A 16,620-nucleotide genomic window follows, 5' to 3' on the forward strand; every position below is an offset into this window, starting at 1 on the left:
TTGCGCAATGTGTACGTTTTTTGACCAGTCGCTTAAACGGCTTGCTGGCTGGGCCGGCCACGGGCATGCTTCAAGGCCTGCCGACGACACCCCATTGCGAAGGAGAACAGCATGACGTCTACCGTATTCATCACGGGCGCCACTTCCGGTTTCGGCGAGGCCACCGCCCGCCTGTTTGCCGACGCAGGCTGGAAGCTGGTCCTGACCGGCCGCCGTAAAGAACGCCTGGATGCGCTGTGCGCCGAGTTGTCGGCCAAGACCGACGTGCATGGCATCGTGGTCGACGTGCGCGACCGCGCGGCAATGGAGCAGGCCATCGCCAACCTGCCGCCGGCGTTCGACAAGCTGCGCGGGCTGGTCAACAACGCAGGCCTGGCACTGGGTGCAGACCCTGCGCAGAAGTGCGACCTGGACGACTGGGACACCATGGTCGACACCAACATCAAGGGCCTGATGTACACCACCCGCCTGCTCCTGCCGCGGCTGATCGCTCATGGTCGTGGCGCGTCGATCCTCAACGTGGGTTCGGTGGCGGGTAACTATCCATACCCTGGCAGCCACGTCTATGGCGGCACCAAGGCGTTTGTCGGTCAGTTCTCGCTGAGCTTGCGCTGCGACCTGCGTGGCACTGGCGTGCGGGTCAGCAACATCGAGCCAGGCCTGTGCGAAAGCGAGTTTTCGCTGGTGCGCTTCGGTGGCGATCAGTCCAAGTACGATGCAACCTACGCTGGCGCCGAAGCGATCCAGCCGCAGGACATCGCCGAGACCATCTTCTGGATTCTCAACCAGCCGGCGCACATCAACATCAACAGCCTTGAGTTGATGCCGGTGAGTCAGGATTGGGCTGGGTTCTCGATCGATCGCTCGCGCAAAGGCTGAGCGCAGCAACGGGGCCGGCCTGCGGCCCCTTGGTGCGACGCGTAACCGTCAGGCCAGCGCGTCCAGCCCTTGCAGGCAGGTCGCCAGGTGATAGGGCGTGGTCGACGGCATGTCGTGCCGGCTGACCGCGCCGGTGGCGTCCAGGCATTCGCGCCAGCCGCCTGCATGCAGGAACTTGTCCTCCAGCGAGCGTAGCTGTTGCAACAGCTGCTGCTCACTGCCCGGGCGCAATGCCAACGCGCGCAGGTATTCTGCCTTGGCCCAGATACGCTGGGTTGGGTCGAGCACCTTGCCATTGATATCCAGGCTGGCGAGTACCGCCGCATCGATCACGCCATGGCGCTCGGCGTAGTCAAAGCCACGGGCGATCGACCCATGCAGCGCGCTGCTGTTGAGCAGCGGCGATGTTTCGAGCAGGTAGAACCACTCGAACTGATGACCAGGTTCGAACCAGTTATCCACAGCGCCGCGCGGTTTTTCCAGCATCAGGCCGTGCTCGGGCTCGATGAAGTGCGTTTGCAGCGCCTCACACAGTTGCAGCAACGCTTGCTGTACGTCCTGATCGTCGCGTACTGCGAGGGTTTGCAGGAAGGCCTCGGCCAGGTGCATCTGCGGGTTTTGCAGCGGGCCGCTGCCCAGGTCGGCCCAGTCTTCGCCCAGGCTTGCTTCATACAGGCCATCGTCGCGCGCGAAGCGTTCGGCTACCACTTCCAGCGCTGCGTTCAGTGTGGCTTCGACCAGCCCCTCCTGCACCTTGCCCCAGTAATGCGCGCAGGCGAACACGATGAACGCATGGGTGTACAGGTCCTTGCGCCGGTCCAGCGGCTTGCCGGCGGCGTCTACGCTGTAGAACCAGCCGCCGTGTTCGGCATCGTGGAAGTGGCGCTGCAGCGAACGGAACAATGCTGCGGCGCGCTCGGCGGCGCCGGCTTGCTCGATACGGCTGCTGAACAGATACAACTGACGTGCGACGGCCATCGCCCGGTAGCGCTGCACGGGCAGTGGCTGGTGCTGTTCATCGAGGGCTTCGAAAGGCAGAGCCAGTTCGTCGTTCCAGCCTGGGCCTTGCCACAACGGCACGATGCGTTCAGCGAAGTGCTGACGGAAACGCGCCAGGCGGGTGCTCAGCTCGGGCAGGGTAGGGCGGGGGTCGGACATGGCAACGCTCGTCGCAATCGGGCAGGGCGCCATGATAGCAGCTAGCGGCCAAGGGTCGTCAGCCAGGGGTGCTCAAACCCTGCCAGTGGCGTGCACCGACAAAGATGAAACGCAGCTGCTGGGTGATCTTCTCCTGCGCGCTGAGCGGCTGGGCGGTGTGAGGGTCAGGGCTGTCGATCAGCTCGGGCAAGGTGGCGAACACGGTCTTGACCACCAGGTCGGCCATCACTTCCAAGGCTGCCGCATCAAGGTGCTTCCAGCGCGGCATCAGGCCGAGGTCAGTGGCAAGGTCGGAACTGATGTGCTGGCGCAGGCGAGCGATGGCCTGGCGCACCGGCTGCGAGCCGCCGTATTGCTCGCGGGCGAGAAACAGGAACTGAGTGCGGTGCGCCGCGACCATGTCGAGAAAGATGCGTACCGAGGCATCGGTGATGCCACCCATTTCAAATTCGTTTTGCCGCACCAGGCGGATCGCGTGGCGGAAGGTCGCGTCGACCTCTTCGACCAAGGCCAGCCCGAGCGCGTCCATGTCAGGAAAGTGCCGATAGAAACCGGTGGGCACGATGCCGGCGGTCTTGGCCACTTCACGCAGGCTGATGCTGCCAAAGCCACGGCCGCTCTCCATCAACTGGCAGGCAGCGTCCAGCAAGGCTTGACGGGTCTGGAGCTTCTGTTCGGCGCGAGGCAGCATGGGGCAGGCTTCTGTGGCTGTACGACGGGGTTATTCTGGATAAAAAAACAAAGCCCGGTCAATGGACCGGGCTTGGAGGGTAGCAGGCGCAATATCGAGGATCGACCTTTTCTGCCATGGCAATCAGCTCACACGGCTGAGTTCAAGCAGACGATCCGAGCCACCTTCAGCTACTCGGCCACTGCGCTCGATCAGGCGGTCCGAGCCACCTTCAGCGACGCGGCCACTGCGTTCGATCAGGCGATCAGAGCCACCTTCGGCAACACGGCCACTGCGTTCGATCAGACGATCCGAGCCACCTTCGGCAAGGGTGTTCAAAGGCTGCACGGCGGCCGCGTCGCTGGAGCGCGATTCGGCGGTCAGGTGCTGCTCCTGACCAGGCAAGGCGAAGGCACTGGTGGCCGCGATGGACAGGGCAAGGCTAAGCAGTAATTGGCGTTTCATGATCAGGGCGCTCCTCTGGAGGGCTGGAAAGTGGGTACGAAGCCAATGCTACCCGCCGCACCGCCAGAGAAAAGTTCATAAGGATAATGGTAACAATCGACAGGATTGATACTGTTGCAGCAGCGGCTCTAACCCAGGCATTTCGGCTCCGCGCGCATGCCACTGAGCAGCTTGGTAACCAGTCAATCTCACGGCAAAGCTGATGAGGTCGTCAGAAAATTCTTGGCTAGAATGCGCCATGGATTAAACCCAGCGGCTTTTCATCAGTCCCACTTATTAAGTGTCACCGTCGTGGCGCCATGAGCCATGCAGTCAGGAGAATCACGCAATGACGCGCCCCGCCAGAATCATCACCTGGACCCTCGCCACACTGATCACCTTGCTGGCGATCCTGGTGGTGGTGATCGCCACCTTCGACTGGAACCGCGCCAAGCCGCTGCTCAACGAGAAAGTCTCAGCCGCCTTGCAGCGCCCGTTCGCCATCAACGGCAACCTCGCCGTCAAATGGCGCACCGAGCCTGAAGAAGGCGGCTGGCGCGCCTGGGTGCCGTGGCCGCACTTCATTGCCGAGGACCTGACCCTGGGCAACCCGGAGTGGCTCAAACAGCCGCAGATGGTCGGCCTGGAGAAGGTCGAATTTCGTCTGTCACCGCTGCCGCTGATCTTTCAGCACATTGTCATCCCGCGCATCAACCTGACCAAACCCAATGCCAGCCTGACCCGCCTGGCCGATGGCCGCGCCAACTGGACGTTCGATTTCGGGCCAAAGGATGAAAACGCCGAACCGTCGAAATGGGTGCTGGATATCGGCGCCATCGGTTTTGATCAGGGCAATGTCAGCTACAACGACCAGATCCTCAAGGCTGACATGAAGGTGCAGATCGACCCGCTGGGCAAGCCAATTCCATTCAGCGAGATCGTCGGCAAGGCCCGCGCCGAGAAGAGCGCCGGCGCCCAGGACTACGCCTTTGGCCTCAAGGCCAGCGGCCGCTACAAGGATCAGCCGGTGTCCGGCACTGGCAAGATCGGTGGCCTGCTGGCGCTGCAGGACGCCAGCCAGCCGTTCCCGTTGCAGGCCGACGTGCGTATTGCCGACACCCATGTGGTGGTCGCCGGCACCCTGACCGACCCGCGTAACCTGGGCGCGCTGGACCTGCGCCTGAAGCTGTCCGGCGCGAGCCTTGGCAACCTCTACCCGCTGACTGGCGTGACCCTGCCGGACACACCTGCGTACTCCACCGACGGCCATCTGCTGGCCAACCTGCACGCTGCCGAGGGTGCGCGGTTCAGCTATGAAGGTTTCAACGGCAAGATCGGCGACAGCGACATTCATGGCGATCTGGCCTTTGTCGCGAGCAAGCCGCGGCCCAAACTGAGCGGCAAGCTGGTCTCCAATCAGCTGCTGTTCAAGGACCTTGCGCCGTTGATCGGCGCTGACTCCAACGCCGAGCAAAAGGCCCGTGGCGGTGCCAGCAAGCAGCCAGGCGACAAAGTGCTGCCGGTCGAAGAGTTTCGGACCGAGCGCTGGCGTGCAATGGATGCCGACGTCAGCTTCAGCGGCAAGCGCATCGTGCACAGCTCCAAGCTGCCGTTCAACGACCTGGCCGTGCACCTGATCCTCGATGACGGCCTGTTGCGTCTGCAGCCGCTGCGCTTTGGCGTAGCCGGTGGCAATCTCGCCGCCAACATCCGCCTGGATGGCCGTAACGTGCCGATGCAGGGCCGGGCCCGGCTGACCGCGCGTGGCTTCAAGCTCAAGGAACTGTTCCCAGGCTTTGCGCCGATGCAGACCAGCTTTGGCCAGCTCAACGGCGATGCCGATATCAGCGGCCGTGGCAATTCGGTTGCGGCGCTGCTCGGCACCGCCAACGGCGACATGCGCATGCTGATCAACGATGGCGCGATCAGCCGTGAGCTGATGGAACTGGCCGGCCTCAACGTCGGTAACTATGTGGTCGGCAAATTGTTCGGCGACAAGGATGTGCAGATCAACTGCGCGGCCGCCGATGTCGGCATCAAGGACGGCCTGGCGAGCACGCGCGTGTTTGTCTTCGATACCGAGAACGCGATCATCTATGTCGATGGCACGGTCAACTTCGCCAGTGAACAGCTCGACCTGAAGGTCACCCCGGAGTCCAAGGGCCTGCGCCTGTTCTCGCTGCGCTCGCCGCTGTATGTACGCGGCAAGTTCGTCAAACCCAGTGCTGGTGTGCAGGCGCTGCCGCTGGCCTTGCGTGGCGCCGGCATGGTTGCCCTGGGCGTTGCGGTTGGCCCGGCAGCAGGGTTGCTGGCGCTGATTGCACCGGGTGACGGCGAGCAGAATCAATGCACGCCATTGCTCGAGCAAATGAAAGCCGGCAAGGCGCCGGCTGAGGTCAAGACGAAGAAGTAAGGCGGGTTCGTTATCGGCCTCTGCACCGCAGGTTGCGGGCAGAGGCCAGAGGCTAGCGAATCACAGACCCTTGAGCAGATCGGCCATGTCGTCGGCGTGCTCTTCTTCCTGGGCCAGGATGTCTTCGAAGATGCGCCGGGTGGTCGGGTCGCTCTCGCCGATGTACTGGATGATCTCGCGGTAGCTGTCGACCGCGATGCGTTCAGCCACCAGGTCTTCCAGCACCATCTCCTTGAGCGAGTTGCCCGCGACGTACTGCGCGTGGGAGTTCTTGCTCAGGTTGTCCGGGTTGAAGTCCGGCTCGCCGCCCAGCTGGACGATACGCTCGGCCAATTTGTCGGCGTGTTCGGCTTCCTGGGTGGCGTGCTCGAGGAACTCGTCAGCTGCTGCTGCCGCCTTGATCCCGCTGGCCATGAAGTAGTGGCGCTTGTAGCGCAGTACGCAGACCAGCTCGGTTGCCAGCGACTCGTTGAGCAGCTGGATGATCTTCTCGCGGTCGGCGCTATAGCCTTCGGTCACGGCGCCGTCTTCAACGTGCTGGCGGGCGCGTTCGCGCAAGGTGTGTTTATCGGTCAGTTCAACGTTGCTCATGCTTATCTCCGAGATATCAGGGTTGTCAGGGCTTCAGGAAGACTCACGCGCCAGTTGCGGCTTTCTTGTCTTCTTCTCGTTGTTTGCAGGTCTTGAAGCCTTTGGCATCGACGTGGCCGGTGGCATCGAAGCGCACGTAGTAGGGCTGCTGATGGCCATCACGGTTGAGGATGTAGTCGTTGCAGGTGCCGCCGTTGGGCAGGTCAATGACCATCGACGGGCTGCCACCGATGGCGATTACCTTCTGCATGGTCATGCCGTTCTCGACCTGCTTGACCAGCGGCTCGTCGCGGTAGGTAACGTAGTCCACCGGGTTTTCCGGACGGCTGCCGCAGGCGGCCAGGGTTGCGCTGGCCAGAAGGATTGCCAAAGTCTGTTTGTACATGGTCCCGCTCCTTGCTCAGGGTGTGTGCAGGATTGGAACCGCAGCGCGGCTCAGGAGTTCGATTGTGGCTGTCATCTACCCCGCGTTAGTGTTGGCGCACGGCCAAACCCGAGGAGAACGGCAATGAAACAGGATCTGGCGACGCGATACCCGGTGGTGCTGGTGCCGGGCATGCTCGGTTTTGTCCGGCTGCTGGTTTATCCCTACTGGTTCGGCATCGTGTCGGCGCTGCGCCGCGGCGGTGCCAAGGTCTATCCGGTGCAGGTGTCGCCGCTGCATTCCAGCGAGGTGCGTGGCGAGCAGCTGTTGGCGATCATCGAAGACATCTGCCAGCGCAGCGGCGCCGCCAAGGTCAACCTGATCGGCCACAGCCAGGGCGCACTCAGCGCGCGCTATGCCGCTGCCAAGCGGCCAGACCGGGTTGCCTCGGTGACGTCGGTGGCCGGGCCCAATCACGGCTCGGAGCTGGCCGACCACCTCGAACGCACGGCGCCCGGGCACTCGCTTAAAGGGCGTGTGCTGCGCGTCGTGTTGCACGGCCTGGCGCGGTTGATGGGCTGGCTGGAAACGGGCTGGCGCCGTGAGCGGCTGCCGATCGACGTGCACGCGTCGCATCAGTCGCTGACCTGCGCGGGTGTGGCGCTGTTCAACCAGGCTTATCCACAGGGCCTGCCTAAGGAATGGGGCGGCGAGGGCGCCTATGAGGTCAATGGCGTGCGCTACTACTCGTGGTCGGGCACGCTGCAGCCAGGCTTGACCGACCAGGGCCGCAACCGCTTTGACGGCAGCAACCGCTTCTGTCGCCTGTTCGCCCGCAGCTTCGTCCGCGAGAAAGGCCAGTGCGACGGCATGGTCGGGCGCAACAGTTCGCACCTGGGCCAGGTGCTGGGCGATGACCACCCGCTGGATCATCTGGACATCGTCAATCAGTCACTCGGTGCGGTGGGCAAGGGCGCCGAACCGGTGCGGCTGTTTAGCGAGCACGCCGCGCGCTTGAAAGCCGCGGGGCTCTGATGGCGCTGGCACGCGGAAATAGTTGGCTACACTCAGGCTTGGATCCGTGCATTGGGCGCGGAACAAGGAGACCACTCCATGAAGCGACTGCAAGCGCCATTGCTGGTATTGGGCATGTTGATCTGCGCGCAGGGCTTTGCCGCCACCGCCCAGCAGGAAAAGATGAAGAGCTGCAACGCCGACGCCACTGCGCAGACCCTCAAGGGTGATGAGCGCAAGGCATTCATGAGCAAGTGCTTGAAGGTCACCCAGCAGGAGAAAATGACCCGCTGCAACGCCACCGCCACCGAGAAGACCCTCAAGGGTGACGAGCGCAAAGCATTCATGAGTACCTGCCTGAAGAAGAAATGAGCTGTATCTATGTTTGCGCGCCGAAGGCTGGCAGACTGCGATTCTTTTCCGCTGTCTGCCCCTGAGGCTGTATGACTTTCACCCCTCGCCAGGTCACCCTGGCCAGCTGGATCATCGTCTTTGCCGGCCTGTTGCTGGCCCTGCCGCTGAAGTTGTTGCCAAGCCTGCTCGCCGGCCTGCTGGTGTTCGAACTGGTCAATATGCTTACCCCGCGGCTACAGCCGATCATTGCCGGGCAGCGCGCGCGCTGGCTGGCGGTGGCGTTGCTGGGCACGCTGGTGGTGATCAGCCTGACGTTGCTGATTGCGGGCGCGTTCAGCTTCTTGCTGCATGAAGCGGAGAACCCTGGCGCCTCGCTGGACAAGTTCATGCTGCTGGTGGAGCAGGCGCGTAGCCAGTTGCCACCGTTCATCGAAGGCTACCTGCCGGCCAGTGCGGCCGAGTTCAAGGTGGCGATTGGCGAATGGCTGAGGAGCCACCTCGGTGAATTGCAGCTGGTTGGCAAGGGCATGGCGCACATGTTCGTCACCCTGCTGATCGGGATGATCCTCGGTGCCATCGTTGCCTTGCAGCGCATCCCCGATATCTCCCGGCGCAAGCCACTGGCAGCGGCGATGTTCGAACGGCTGGCGCTGCTGGTGCAGGCGTTTCGCAATATCGTCTTCGCCCAGATCAAGATCTCGCTGCTCAACACCTTCTTCACCGGGATCTTCCTCGCAGTGGTGCTGCCGCTGTTCGGCGTACACCTGCCGCTGACCAAGACCCTGATCGTGCTGACCTTCCTGCTCGGCCTGCTGCCGGTGATCGGCAACCTGATGTCGAACACGCTGATCACCATCGTCGGCTTGTCGCTGTCGATCTGGGTGGCGTTGGCGGCGCTGGGCTATCTGATCGTTATCCACAAGGTCGAGTACTTCCTCAACGCGCGGATCGTCGGCGGCCAGATCAGGGCCAAGTCGTGGGAGTTGCTGCTGGCGATGCTGGTGTTCGAGGCCGCGTTCGGCTTGCCGGGTGTGGTGGCCGGGCCGATCTATTATGCGTATCTGAAAAGTGAGCTGCGCCGCGCCGAGCTGGTGTAAGGGGCAGGCCTGACAGCACGCGCTAACGCGCTGCCAGGCTTGCGCTGAGGCTTACAGCGCGCCGTAACGCTTGCGCGCCTCGATCGCCAGGCCGCTGCCGATGCTGCCGAAGATATTGCCTTCGACGTGGCGAGCATTGGGCAGCATCGCCGCAACGCTGTTGCGCAGCGCCGGGATGCCGCTGGAGCCGCCGGTGAAGAACACCGTGTCGACCTGGCCCTCAGTGACGCCAGCCTTGTTCAGCAATTCGCTGACGCTGTCGCGGACCCGTTGCAGCAGGCTGCCAATGGCGTCTTCGAACAACCCGCGGGTCAGCTCGACGGTCAGTTCCGGTTCGACCCGGCGCATGTCGATCTGGCGGCTGGGCTGGTCGGTCAGCTCGATCTTGCTGGCCTCGATCTCCATCGCCAGCCAGTGCCCGGCACGCTGCTCGATCAGCTTGAACAGACGATCGATGCCCAGCGCGTCTTCGATGTCATAGCGCATGTTGCCCAGCGCCAGCTGTGATTTCTGCGAATACACGGCGTTGATGGTGTGCCAGGTGGCCAGGTTCAAGTGGTAGCTGGTCGGCATCAGCGCACCGCTCTTCATCTTGCTGCCGTAGCCGAACAGCGGCATCACGCCTTGCAGGCTCAACTGCTTGTCGAAGTCGGTACCGCCAATGTGCACACCGCCGGTGGCGAGAATGTCACTCTGGCGCTCGGCCAGATGGTGGCGATCGGGCGACAGGCGAATCAGGGTGAAGTCGGAGGTACCACCGCCGATATCGACGATCAGTACCAGCTCTTCGCGGCTGATGCCGGACTCGTAATCGAAGGCCGCAGCAATTGGCTCGTACTGGAACGACACGTCCTTGAAGCCGATCTTGCGCGCCACGTCGGCGAGGGTGTCTTCGGCTTCCTGGTCGGCCGCCGGGTCATCGTCGACGAAGAATACCGGGCGGCCCAGCACGACTTGCTCGAAGCTGCGGTCGGCGTCGGCTTCGGCGCGTTTTTTCAGCTCGCCGATGAACATCCCGAGCAGGTCCTTGAACGGCAGGGCAGTGCCGAGCACGCTGGTGTCATGCTTGATCAGCTTGGAACCGAGCAGGCTTTTGAGCGAGCGCATCAAGCGCCCTTCGTAGCCTTCGAGGTATTCGTGCAGGGCCAGGCGGCCGTACACCGGGCGACGCTCCTCGATATTGAAGAACACCACCGAGGGCAAGGTGATCTTGCCTTGCTCGAGGGCGATCAGCGACTCGGCACCAGGGCGGTGCCAGCCGACCGTGGAGTTGGAGGTGCCAAAATCGATGCCCAGGGCACGGGCCGGGGATACGTCGGACATGGACAATTTACTTCCGGAGGCAAAACGGCCGCGCAGTTTATGCCCTTTGCCAGCAGAATCAAGACCAGTCGTCTGCTCCACGGCAACCCCAAACCGCCCTTGAAAGGCTATGCTTGGTCCCTATCTTCAGATGCAACACGCAAATTCACACTGGTGATCCATAGATGGACTTCAAAGACTATTACAAGATACTCGGCGTAGAGCCCACCGCGGACGACAAGGCGATCAAGGCCGCGTACCGCAAGCTGGCCCGCAAGTATCACCCCGATGTCAGCAAGGAGCGCGATGCCGAGGACAAGTTCAAAGAGGCCAACGAGGCCTACGAAGTGCTTGGTGACGCGCAGAAACGCGCTGAATTCGACGAGATCCGCAAGTATGGCGGCCAGCACGGCCGGCCGTTCCAGGCCCCGCCCGGCTGGCAGGGTCGCGGCGCTGGCGCGGACAATGGTTTCGAAGGCGGCGACTTCTCCGACTTCTTCAGCTCGATCTTTGGCGCACGTGGCGGCAGCCCGTTCGGACGCGGACAGCAGCAACAGCAACGCAGTGCGGGCAGACGAGGGCAGGACGTGGAACTGGAGCTGGCGGTTTTCCTTGAGGAAACCCTGAACAAAGAGTCCAAGCAGATCAGCTTCCAGATCCCGCAGACCAACGCCGCCGGGCAGCGCACCGGGTTCACCACCAAGACCCTCAACGTCAAGATCCCGGCCGGGGTCACCGACGGCGAGCGCATCCGCCTCAAGGGCCAGGGTGCGCCAGGGGTTGGCGGTGGTGCCAATGGCGACCTGTTCCTGACCATTCGCATGGCGCCGCACCCGCTGTTCGATGTCGAAGGCCATGACCTGATCATCACCGTGCCGCTGGCGCCGTGGGAAGCCGCGCTGGGCACCAAGGTCGCGGTACCGACCCTGACCGGCAAGATCAACCTGACCATCCGCCCCGACAGCCAGAGCGGCCAGCGCCTGCGCGTCAAAGGCATGGGCTTGAGCAACAAGCAGGGCGAGCGCGGTGATCTGTACGCGCAATTGAAGGTGGTCATGCCGACCCAGTCGGACGACGCCACCCGTGAACTGTGGGCCAAGCTTGCCGAGAAGGCCGCGTTCAACCCGAGGACTCAATGGAGTAGTTGATCATGAGCAGCACCCTGATCGTTCAACTGGACATGCGCACCCTCTGCCAGGAAGCCAATATCACGGCTGACTGGGTGATCGAAATCGTCGAGCACGGCATTGTTCAACCATCGGGGCGAACGCCGGAAGACTGGCTGTTCGACGACCGCGCGCCGGTAACGCTCAAGCGCGCGGTCAAGCTGCATCAGGAGCTGGAACTGGAGTGGGAAGGCGTGGCGCTGGCGCTGGAGTTGCTGGAAGAAGTGCAGCACCTGCGCAGCGAGAACAGCATGCTGCGCCAGCGTTTGGGGCGGTTTACCCAGATGTGACTCGCCACAGGGCCATCGACCGGCGCGTGGCCTGTAGGAGCGGCCTTGTGTCGCGAAAGGCCCGCAAAGCGGGCCCGGCGATGTCAGCGGCGGAGCTGAAATTTTTGGGGCCGCTGCGCGACCCTTTCGCGACACAAGGCCGCTCCTACAGGTGCGCGGGGTCCAGTAGCAATTGCATGAAGGTCAGGTCCAGCCAGCGACCAAACTTGATGCCGACCTGCGGCATCTGCCCGGTCACAATGAACCCCAGCCGCTCATGCAACCGCACCGACGCTGCATTGCCGCTCTCGATCGCAGCCACCATCACATGCTTGCCGCAGCCACGCGCACGCTCGATCAGTGCCGCCATCAGCAACGGCCCCAGGCCCTTGCCGCGTTGATCATCGCGCACATACACCGAATGCTCGACGGTGTGCCGAAAACCCTCGAACGGGCGCCAGTCGCCAAACGATGCATAGCCCAGCACGCCGCTGTCATCGGCTACCACCAGAATCGGATAGCCCTGCTCAGCCCGCGCCGCAAACCAGGCCTGGCGGTTGGCCAGGTCCACCGGGGTCTCGTTCCAGATCGCCGTGGTATTGCGCACGGCATCGTTGTAGATGGCGAGAATGCCCGGCACATCGGCAGCCTGGGCATCGCGAATCGGGTAGCTCATGACAACGTCTCGCAGAAGGATTGCCTGCAGATTAAATGGTTACCAACCCGCGCACACCTTCGGCCTGCATGTTTTCGCCACGGCCTTGCTGGATGATCTCGCCGCGGGCCATCACCAGGTACTGATCGGCCAGCTCCTCGGCAAAATCATAGAACTGCTCGACCAGCAAAATGGCCATGTCGCCGCGGTCGGCCAGCTTGCGGATCACCGCGCCGATTTCCTTGATCACCGACGGCTGGATGCCTTCGGTAGGCTCGTCGAGGATCAACAAGCGTGGCCGGCTGGCCAGGGCACGACCGATGGCCAGCTGCTGTTGCTGGCCGCCGGACAAGTCACCGCCACGGCGCTGCTTCATCTGCTCAAGTACCGGGAACAGCTCATAGATGAACGCCGGCACTTCCCGCGCCTCGCGGGCCGGGAAACGTGACAGGCCCATCAGCAGGTTTTCTTCAACGGTCAGCCGGGCAAAGATCTCCCGCCCCTGTGGCACATAAGCGATGCCGGCATGCACCCGCTGCTGCGGCTTGAGCGTGGTGATCGGCTGGTCTTCCCAGTGCACGCTGCCTTCCCGCGCCGGCACCAGCCCCATCAAACAGCGCAGCAAGGTAGTCTTGCCGACCCCATTGCGCCCGAGCAGACAGGTCACTTCACCGATCTTGGCCTCGAATGACAGGCCACGCAGGATATGGCTGCCGCCGTAGTACTGATGCAGGGTATCGATTTTCAGCATGTGCAAATCCTTGAGCGCAACGGTTGGCGCGGTCTGTTGGCAAACAACGATCAGCGGCCCAGGTAAACCTCGATCACCCGCTCATCCGCCTGCACCTGCTCCAGCGAGCCTTCGGCCAGCACGCTGCCTTGGTGCAGCACGGTGACGTGGTCGGCGATGCTGCCGACAAAGCCCATGTCGTGCTCCACCACCATCAGCGAATGGCTGCGCGCGAGGCCCTTGAACAGCTCGGCGGTGAACTCGGTTTCGGCATCGGTCATGCCTGCCACCGGCTCATCGAGCAGCAACAGTTGCGGCTCCTGGACCAACAGCATGCCGATTTCCAGAAACTGTTTTTGCCCGTGCGACAGCAGCCCGGCCTGGCGATGGGCCAAGGGCAGCAGGCGCAACTGGGTCAACACTGAGTCGATGCGCTCGCGCTGCTCGGATGACAGCCGCGAGGCCAGGCTAGCCCATACCGACTTGTCGGTCTTGAGCGCCAGTTCGAGGTTTTCACAGACGGTCAGCGCCTCGAACACCGTCGGCTTCTGGAACTTGCGACCTATGCCGGCCTGGGCGATCTGGTATTCGCTCATGCGGGTCAGGTCGAGGGTGTCGCCGAAAAACGCCGTGCCGGTGTCCGGGCGGGTCTTGCCGGTGATCACGTCCATCATGGTGGTCTTGCCGGCACCATTGGGGCCGATGATGCAGCGCAGCTCGCCAACCCCGATGTACAGGTTCAGCGCATTGAGCGCCTTGAAACCATCGAAGCTGACGCTGATGTCTTCCAGGCTCAGCACCGTGCCGTGGCGCACATCCAGGCCTATGCCGCGGCGCTGGCCGAGGCCGATCGCATCGCGCCCGGCGCCGATCTGGTCGAATACCGGTTCGAGCATGAATTCCGGGTGTACCGGTGGGATGCCTCTCATGGCTGGTTCCTTTTCTTCAACAGGCCGACCACGCCTTTGGGCAGGTACAGGGTGACGATGATGAACAGCGCGCCGAGGAAGAACAGCCAGAACTCCGGGAAGGCCACGGTGAACCAGCTCTTCATGCCATTGACCAGGCCCGCTCCGAGCAGTGGCCCGATCAACGTGCCGCGTCCGCCCAGTGCTACCCATACGGCAGCCTCGATGGAGTTGGTCGGCGACATTTCACTGGGGTTGATGATGCCCACCTGTGGTACGTACAACGCCCCGGCCAGGCCGCACAGCACGGCGCTGAGCACCCACACCAGCAGCTTGAAACCGCGCGGGTCATAGCCGCAGAACATCAGCCGGTTCTCCGCATCACGCAGTGCCGTCAGCAGGCGGCCGAACTTGCTCTGGGTCAGCCGCCAGCACAGGTACAGGCTGGCCAGCAGCAGGCCGACGGTAAGCAGGAACAACACTGCGCGGGTGCCTTGCGCGGCCACATCGAAGCCGGCAATGGTGCGGAAGTTGGTGAAGCCGTTGTTGCCGCCAAAGCCGGTTTCGTTACGGAAGAACAGCAGCATGCCGGCGAAGGTCAGCGCCTGGGTCATGATCGAGAAGTACACGCCCTTGATCCGTGAGCGGAAGGCGAACCAACCAAACACCAGCGCGAGCAGGCCCGGCGCCAGCACTACCAGGCACAGCGCCCAGGCGAGATGCTGGGTGCCGGCCCAGAACCATGGCAGCTCGGTCCACGACAGAAAGGTCATGAACGCCGGCAGGCCGTCACCCGCCGCCTGGCGCATCAGGTACATGCCCATGGCGTAGCCGCCGAGGGCGAAGAACAATCCATGCCCCAGCGAAAGCATGCCGGCGTAGCCCCACACCAGGTCCAGCGCCAGCGCGACAATGGCGTAACAAAGGATCTTGCCGACCAGCGTCAGGGTGTAGGCCGAGACCTGCAACGAGTGCTCTGCGGGTAGCAGCGACAACAGCGGCAAGGCCAGTAGCAGCAGGACAACAACGATGCCGATGGCCAGCGACAAGCGCGGCCCGGCCTTTTGTGCGGCGGTGACAAGCAGTGGCTGGTTCATCAGTCGATTACCCGTCCCTTGAGAGCGAACAAGCCTTGCGGGCGCTTCTGAATGAACAGGATGATCAGCGCAAGGATAAGGATCTTGCCCAGCACCGCACCGATCTGCGGCTCGAGCAGTTTGTTGGCGATGCCCAGGCCGAACGCGGCCCACAGCGTGCCGGCAAGCTGGCCGACGCCACCGAGTACCACCACCAGGAACGAGTCGATGATGTAGCTCTGGCCAAGGTCTGGGCCGACGTTGCCGACCTGGCTCAGGGCCACCCCGCCAAGGCCGGCGATGCCCGAGCCAAGGCCGAAGGCGAGCATGTCGACGCGGCCGGTGGAGACCCCGCAGCAGGCAGCCATGTTGCGGTTCTGGGTGACCGCGCGCACGTTCAGCCCCAGCCGGGTGCGGTTGAGCAGCAGCCAGGTGAGCAGCACCACCGCCAGGGCAAAGCCGATGATCACCATGCGGTTGTAGGGCAGTACCAGATTCGGCAGCACTTGAATCCCGCCGGACAGCCACGCCGGGTTGGCTACCTCGACGTTCTGCGCGCCGAACAGCAGGCGGATCGCCTGGATCAGGATCAGGCTGATGCCCCAGGTCGCCAGCAGGGTTTCCAGTGGGCGACCGTACAGATGACGGATCACTGTGCGCTCCAGCGCCATACCGACCCCGGCACTGACGGCAAACGCCACCGGCAGGGCGATCAGCGGGTAGAACTCGATGGCGCCTGGCGCGTAGCGCTGCAGCAGTACCTGGACCATGTAGGTGCTGTAGGCGCCGAGCATGAGCATCTCGCCGTGGGCCATGTTGATCACCCCAAGCAAGCCGAAGGTGATCGCCAGGCCCAGTGCTGCCAGCAGCAGGATCGAGCCCAGCGACAGGCCGCTGAAGGCCTGCCCGAGCAGTTCACCGATCAGCAGCTTGCGCTTGACCTGGGCCAGGCTGGTTTCGGCGGCGGTGCGCACGGCGGCGTCGGTCTCGACACCGGGCTGCAACAGCGCTTCAAGACGGGTGCGGGCCAAAGGGTCGCCGGTTTCGCCGAGCAGACGCACTGCGGCCAGGCGTACCGAGGGCTCGCTGGCGACCAGTTGCAGGTTGGCCAGGGCCAGGCCCAGAGCGGCATGCACCGCTGGGTCTGACTCATTGGCGAAGCGCCGGTCTAGAAACGCCACCTGTGCCGGCTGGGCGCTGCGTTGCAGTTCGCCAGCCGCGGCCAGCCGCACGCGGGCGTCATCGCTGAGCAACTGATGGCTGGCCAGGGCATTGTCGATCAGGCCGCGCAGACGGTTGTTCAGGCGCAGCTTGCGCGTGTCGCCGTCGGCGATCCGGCCTTGTTTCAGCGCGGTCAGCAGCGCCAGCCGCGCAGGCTCTGGCTGGGCTGCCCAGTCCTGCAGCAGGCGGGCCTGGTCTGCGGGCTTGGCAGCGTAGAAGAGGTCGCCCTCGCTGGCCTGGGTTGCCAGCGGCAGCAGCAGGAGCAGGGCGAGCAGGAATCTGAGCATTGGTTGATCCTGTTGTGTCAGG

The 16,620-nt window shown here is 63.3% G+C and carries 18 protein-coding genes; 7 read left to right on the forward strand and 11 right to left on the reverse strand.

From position 1 onward, the window contains the following. The first annotated feature begins 111 nt into the window (after nt 1-111). Nucleotides 112-879, forward strand: a complete 768-nt coding sequence (locus IDM28_RS01815) for an SDR family oxidoreductase (protein ID WP_188035236.1) — start codon at nt 112-114, stop codon at nt 877-879. Nucleotides 880-927: 48 nt separating this feature from the next. On the opposite strand, the gene IDM28_RS01820 is transcribed toward IDM28_RS01815, so the two are convergent. The 3 genes from IDM28_RS01820 to IDM28_RS01830 all read right to left on the reverse strand — a co-directional run bounded on the left by IDM28_RS01820 (nt 928) and on the right by IDM28_RS01830 (nt 3,172). Then, a complete protein-coding gene (locus IDM28_RS01820; RefSeq protein WP_150572868.1) occupies nt 928-2,037 on the reverse strand; it encodes an AGE family epimerase/isomerase in 1,110 nt (369 codons plus the stop codon). Nucleotides 2,038-2,095: 58 nt separating this feature from the next. Continuing rightward, nucleotides 2,096-2,728: an HTH-type transcriptional repressor FabR gene (fabR, locus tag IDM28_RS01825; protein WP_101315997.1), complete on the reverse strand. Its 633-nt coding sequence runs from the start codon at nt 2,726-2,728 to the stop codon at nt 2,096-2,098. Nucleotides 2,729-2,851: 123 nt separating this feature from the next. After that, a complete protein-coding gene (locus IDM28_RS01830) occupies nt 2,852-3,172 on the reverse strand; it encodes a hypothetical protein (protein WP_188035237.1) in 321 nt (106 codons plus the stop codon). Nucleotides 3,173-3,500: 328 nt separating this feature from the next. Here IDM28_RS01830 and IDM28_RS01835 point away from each other — a divergent pair, with 328 nt between their 5' ends. After that, nucleotides 3,501-5,564, forward strand: a complete 2,064-nt coding sequence (locus tag IDM28_RS01835) for an AsmA family protein (RefSeq protein ID WP_188035238.1) — start codon at nt 3,501-3,503, stop codon at nt 5,562-5,564. 60 nt (nt 5,565-5,624) lie between these two features. On the opposite strand, the gene IDM28_RS01840 is transcribed toward IDM28_RS01835, so the two are convergent. Both IDM28_RS01840 and osmE read right to left on the reverse strand, forming a co-directional pair. After that, complete coding sequence (locus IDM28_RS01840) at nt 5,625-6,155, reverse strand: bacterioferritin (protein ID WP_101316002.1); 531 nt, start codon at nt 6,153-6,155, stop codon at nt 5,625-5,627. 43 nt (nt 6,156-6,198) lie between these two features. After that, a complete protein-coding gene (gene osmE, locus IDM28_RS01845) occupies nt 6,199-6,540 on the reverse strand; it encodes an osmotically-inducible lipoprotein OsmE (protein ID WP_101316004.1) in 342 nt (113 codons plus the stop codon). A gap of 123 nt (nt 6,541-6,663) precedes the next feature. Between osmE and IDM28_RS01850 the strand changes: the two genes are divergently transcribed. From IDM28_RS01850 to IDM28_RS01860, 3 genes are all read left to right on the forward strand, one after another. Next, complete coding sequence (locus IDM28_RS01850; protein WP_188035239.1) at nt 6,664-7,554, forward strand: esterase/lipase family protein; 891 nt, start codon at nt 6,664-6,666, stop codon at nt 7,552-7,554. A gap of 78 nt (nt 7,555-7,632) precedes the next feature. Then, nucleotides 7,633-7,905: a PsiF family protein gene (locus IDM28_RS01855; protein WP_101316008.1), complete on the forward strand. Its 273-nt coding sequence runs from the start codon at nt 7,633-7,635 to the stop codon at nt 7,903-7,905. Between the two features lie 71 nt (nt 7,906-7,976). After that, nucleotides 7,977-8,984 carry an AI-2E family transporter gene (locus IDM28_RS01860; protein ID WP_101316010.1) on the forward strand — a complete coding sequence of 336 codons (1,008 nt, stop codon included), beginning with the start codon at nt 7,977-7,979 and terminating at the stop codon, nt 8,982-8,984. Between the two features lie 51 nt (nt 8,985-9,035). On the opposite strand, the gene IDM28_RS01865 is transcribed toward IDM28_RS01860, so the two are convergent. After that, nucleotides 9,036-10,307 (reverse strand): Hsp70 family protein, encoded by a 1,272-nt coding sequence (locus IDM28_RS01865; RefSeq protein WP_188035240.1) that lies wholly within the window; start codon nt 10,305-10,307, stop codon nt 9,036-9,038. A 164-nt stretch (nt 10,308-10,471) separates the two neighbouring features. On the opposite strand from IDM28_RS01865, the gene cbpA reads away from it, so the two are divergent. Then, nucleotides 10,472-11,434 carry a curved DNA-binding protein gene (gene cbpA, locus IDM28_RS01870; protein WP_101316014.1) on the forward strand — a complete coding sequence of 321 codons (963 nt, stop codon included), beginning with the start codon at nt 10,472-10,474 and terminating at the stop codon, nt 11,432-11,434. Nucleotides 11,435-11,436: 2 nt separating this feature from the next. Beyond that, complete coding sequence (locus tag IDM28_RS01875) at nt 11,437-11,742, forward strand: chaperone modulator CbpM (protein WP_188035241.1); 306 nt, start codon at nt 11,437-11,439, stop codon at nt 11,740-11,742. Nucleotides 11,743-11,887: 145 nt separating this feature from the next. Here the strand turns inward: IDM28_RS01875 and IDM28_RS01880 are convergent, their stop codons facing one another. Genes IDM28_RS01880 through urtB form a run of 5 tightly spaced genes read right to left on the reverse strand, consistent with a single transcriptional unit; the run spans nt 11,888 to nt 16,598 of the window. Beyond that, a complete protein-coding gene (locus IDM28_RS01880) occupies nt 11,888-12,397 on the reverse strand; it encodes a GNAT family N-acetyltransferase (protein WP_188035242.1) in 510 nt (169 codons plus the stop codon). Between the two features lie 31 nt (nt 12,398-12,428). After that, entirely contained in the window at nt 12,429-13,127 is a 699-nt protein-coding gene (urtE, locus tag IDM28_RS01885) for an urea ABC transporter ATP-binding subunit UrtE (protein ID WP_101316020.1), read from the reverse strand. Nucleotides 13,128-13,177: 50 nt separating this feature from the next. Continuing rightward, nucleotides 13,178-14,035 (reverse strand): urea ABC transporter ATP-binding protein UrtD, encoded by an 858-nt coding sequence (gene urtD, locus IDM28_RS01890; protein ID WP_188035243.1) that lies wholly within the window; start codon nt 14,033-14,035, stop codon nt 13,178-13,180. Then, nucleotides 14,032-15,111 carry an urea ABC transporter permease subunit UrtC gene (gene urtC, locus IDM28_RS01895; protein ID WP_101316024.1) on the reverse strand — a complete coding sequence of 360 codons (1,080 nt, stop codon included), beginning with the start codon at nt 15,109-15,111 and terminating at the stop codon, nt 14,032-14,034. Before urtC ends, urtD begins: the two co-directional genes overlap by 4 nt. Further along, complete coding sequence (gene urtB / locus IDM28_RS01900) at nt 15,111-16,598, reverse strand: urea ABC transporter permease subunit UrtB (RefSeq protein WP_101316026.1); 1,488 nt, start codon at nt 16,596-16,598, stop codon at nt 15,111-15,113. Before urtB ends, urtC begins: the two co-directional genes overlap by 1 nt. Nucleotides 16,599-16,620: the final 22 nt, after the last annotated feature.

It is taken from the genome of Pseudomonas sp. EZ-C24, assembly GCF_014525325.1.
Taxonomy (GTDB): Bacteria; Pseudomonadota; Gammaproteobacteria; order Pseudomonadales; family Pseudomonadaceae; genus Aquipseudomonas; species Aquipseudomonas shirazensis.

Bases quoted from the DNA above. Each gene is read 5' to 3' on its own strand.
- IDM28_RS01815 (WP_188035236.1), top strand. From the start codon at position 112: ATGACGTCTACCGTATTCATCACGGGCGCCACTTCCGGTTTCGGCGAG.
- IDM28_RS01820 (WP_150572868.1), bottom strand. From the start codon at position 2,037: ATGTCCGACCCCCGCCCTACCCTGCCCGAGCTGAGCACCCGCCTGGCG.
- fabR (WP_101315997.1), bottom strand. From the start codon at position 2,728: ATGCTGCCTCGCGCCGAACAGAAGCTCCAGACCCGTCAAGCCTTGCTG.
- IDM28_RS01830 (WP_188035237.1), bottom strand. From the start codon at position 3,172: ATGAAACGCCAATTACTGCTTAGCCTTGCCCTGTCCATCGCGGCCACC.
- IDM28_RS01835 (WP_188035238.1), top strand. From the start codon at position 3,501: ATGACGCGCCCCGCCAGAATCATCACCTGGACCCTCGCCACACTGATC.
- IDM28_RS01840 (WP_101316002.1), bottom strand. From the start codon at position 6,155: ATGAGCAACGTTGAACTGACCGATAAACACACCTTGCGCGAACGCGCC.
- osmE (WP_101316004.1), bottom strand. From the start codon at position 6,540: ATGTACAAACAGACTTTGGCAATCCTTCTGGCCAGCGCAACCCTGGCC.
- IDM28_RS01850 (WP_188035239.1), top strand. From the start codon at position 6,664: ATGAAACAGGATCTGGCGACGCGATACCCGGTGGTGCTGGTGCCGGGC.
- IDM28_RS01855 (WP_101316008.1), top strand. From the start codon at position 7,633: ATGAAGCGACTGCAAGCGCCATTGCTGGTATTGGGCATGTTGATCTGC.
- IDM28_RS01860 (WP_101316010.1), top strand. From the start codon at position 7,977: ATGACTTTCACCCCTCGCCAGGTCACCCTGGCCAGCTGGATCATCGTC.
- IDM28_RS01865 (WP_188035240.1), bottom strand. From the start codon at position 10,307: ATGTCCGACGTATCCCCGGCCCGTGCCCTGGGCATCGATTTTGGCACC.
- cbpA (WP_101316014.1), top strand. From the start codon at position 10,472: ATGGACTTCAAAGACTATTACAAGATACTCGGCGTAGAGCCCACCGCG.
- IDM28_RS01875 (WP_188035241.1), top strand. From the start codon at position 11,437: ATGAGCAGCACCCTGATCGTTCAACTGGACATGCGCACCCTCTGCCAG.
- IDM28_RS01880 (WP_188035242.1), bottom strand. From the start codon at position 12,397: ATGAGCTACCCGATTCGCGATGCCCAGGCTGCCGATGTGCCGGGCATT.
- urtE (WP_101316020.1), bottom strand. From the start codon at position 13,127: ATGCTGAAAATCGATACCCTGCATCAGTACTACGGCGGCAGCCATATC.
- urtD (WP_188035243.1), bottom strand. From the start codon at position 14,035: ATGAGAGGCATCCCACCGGTACACCCGGAATTCATGCTCGAACCGGTA.
- urtC (WP_101316024.1), bottom strand. From the start codon at position 15,111: ATGAACCAGCCACTGCTTGTCACCGCCGCACAAAAGGCCGGGCCGCGC.
- urtB (WP_101316026.1), bottom strand. From the start codon at position 16,598: ATGCTCAGATTCCTGCTCGCCCTGCTCCTGCTGCTGCCGCTGGCAACC.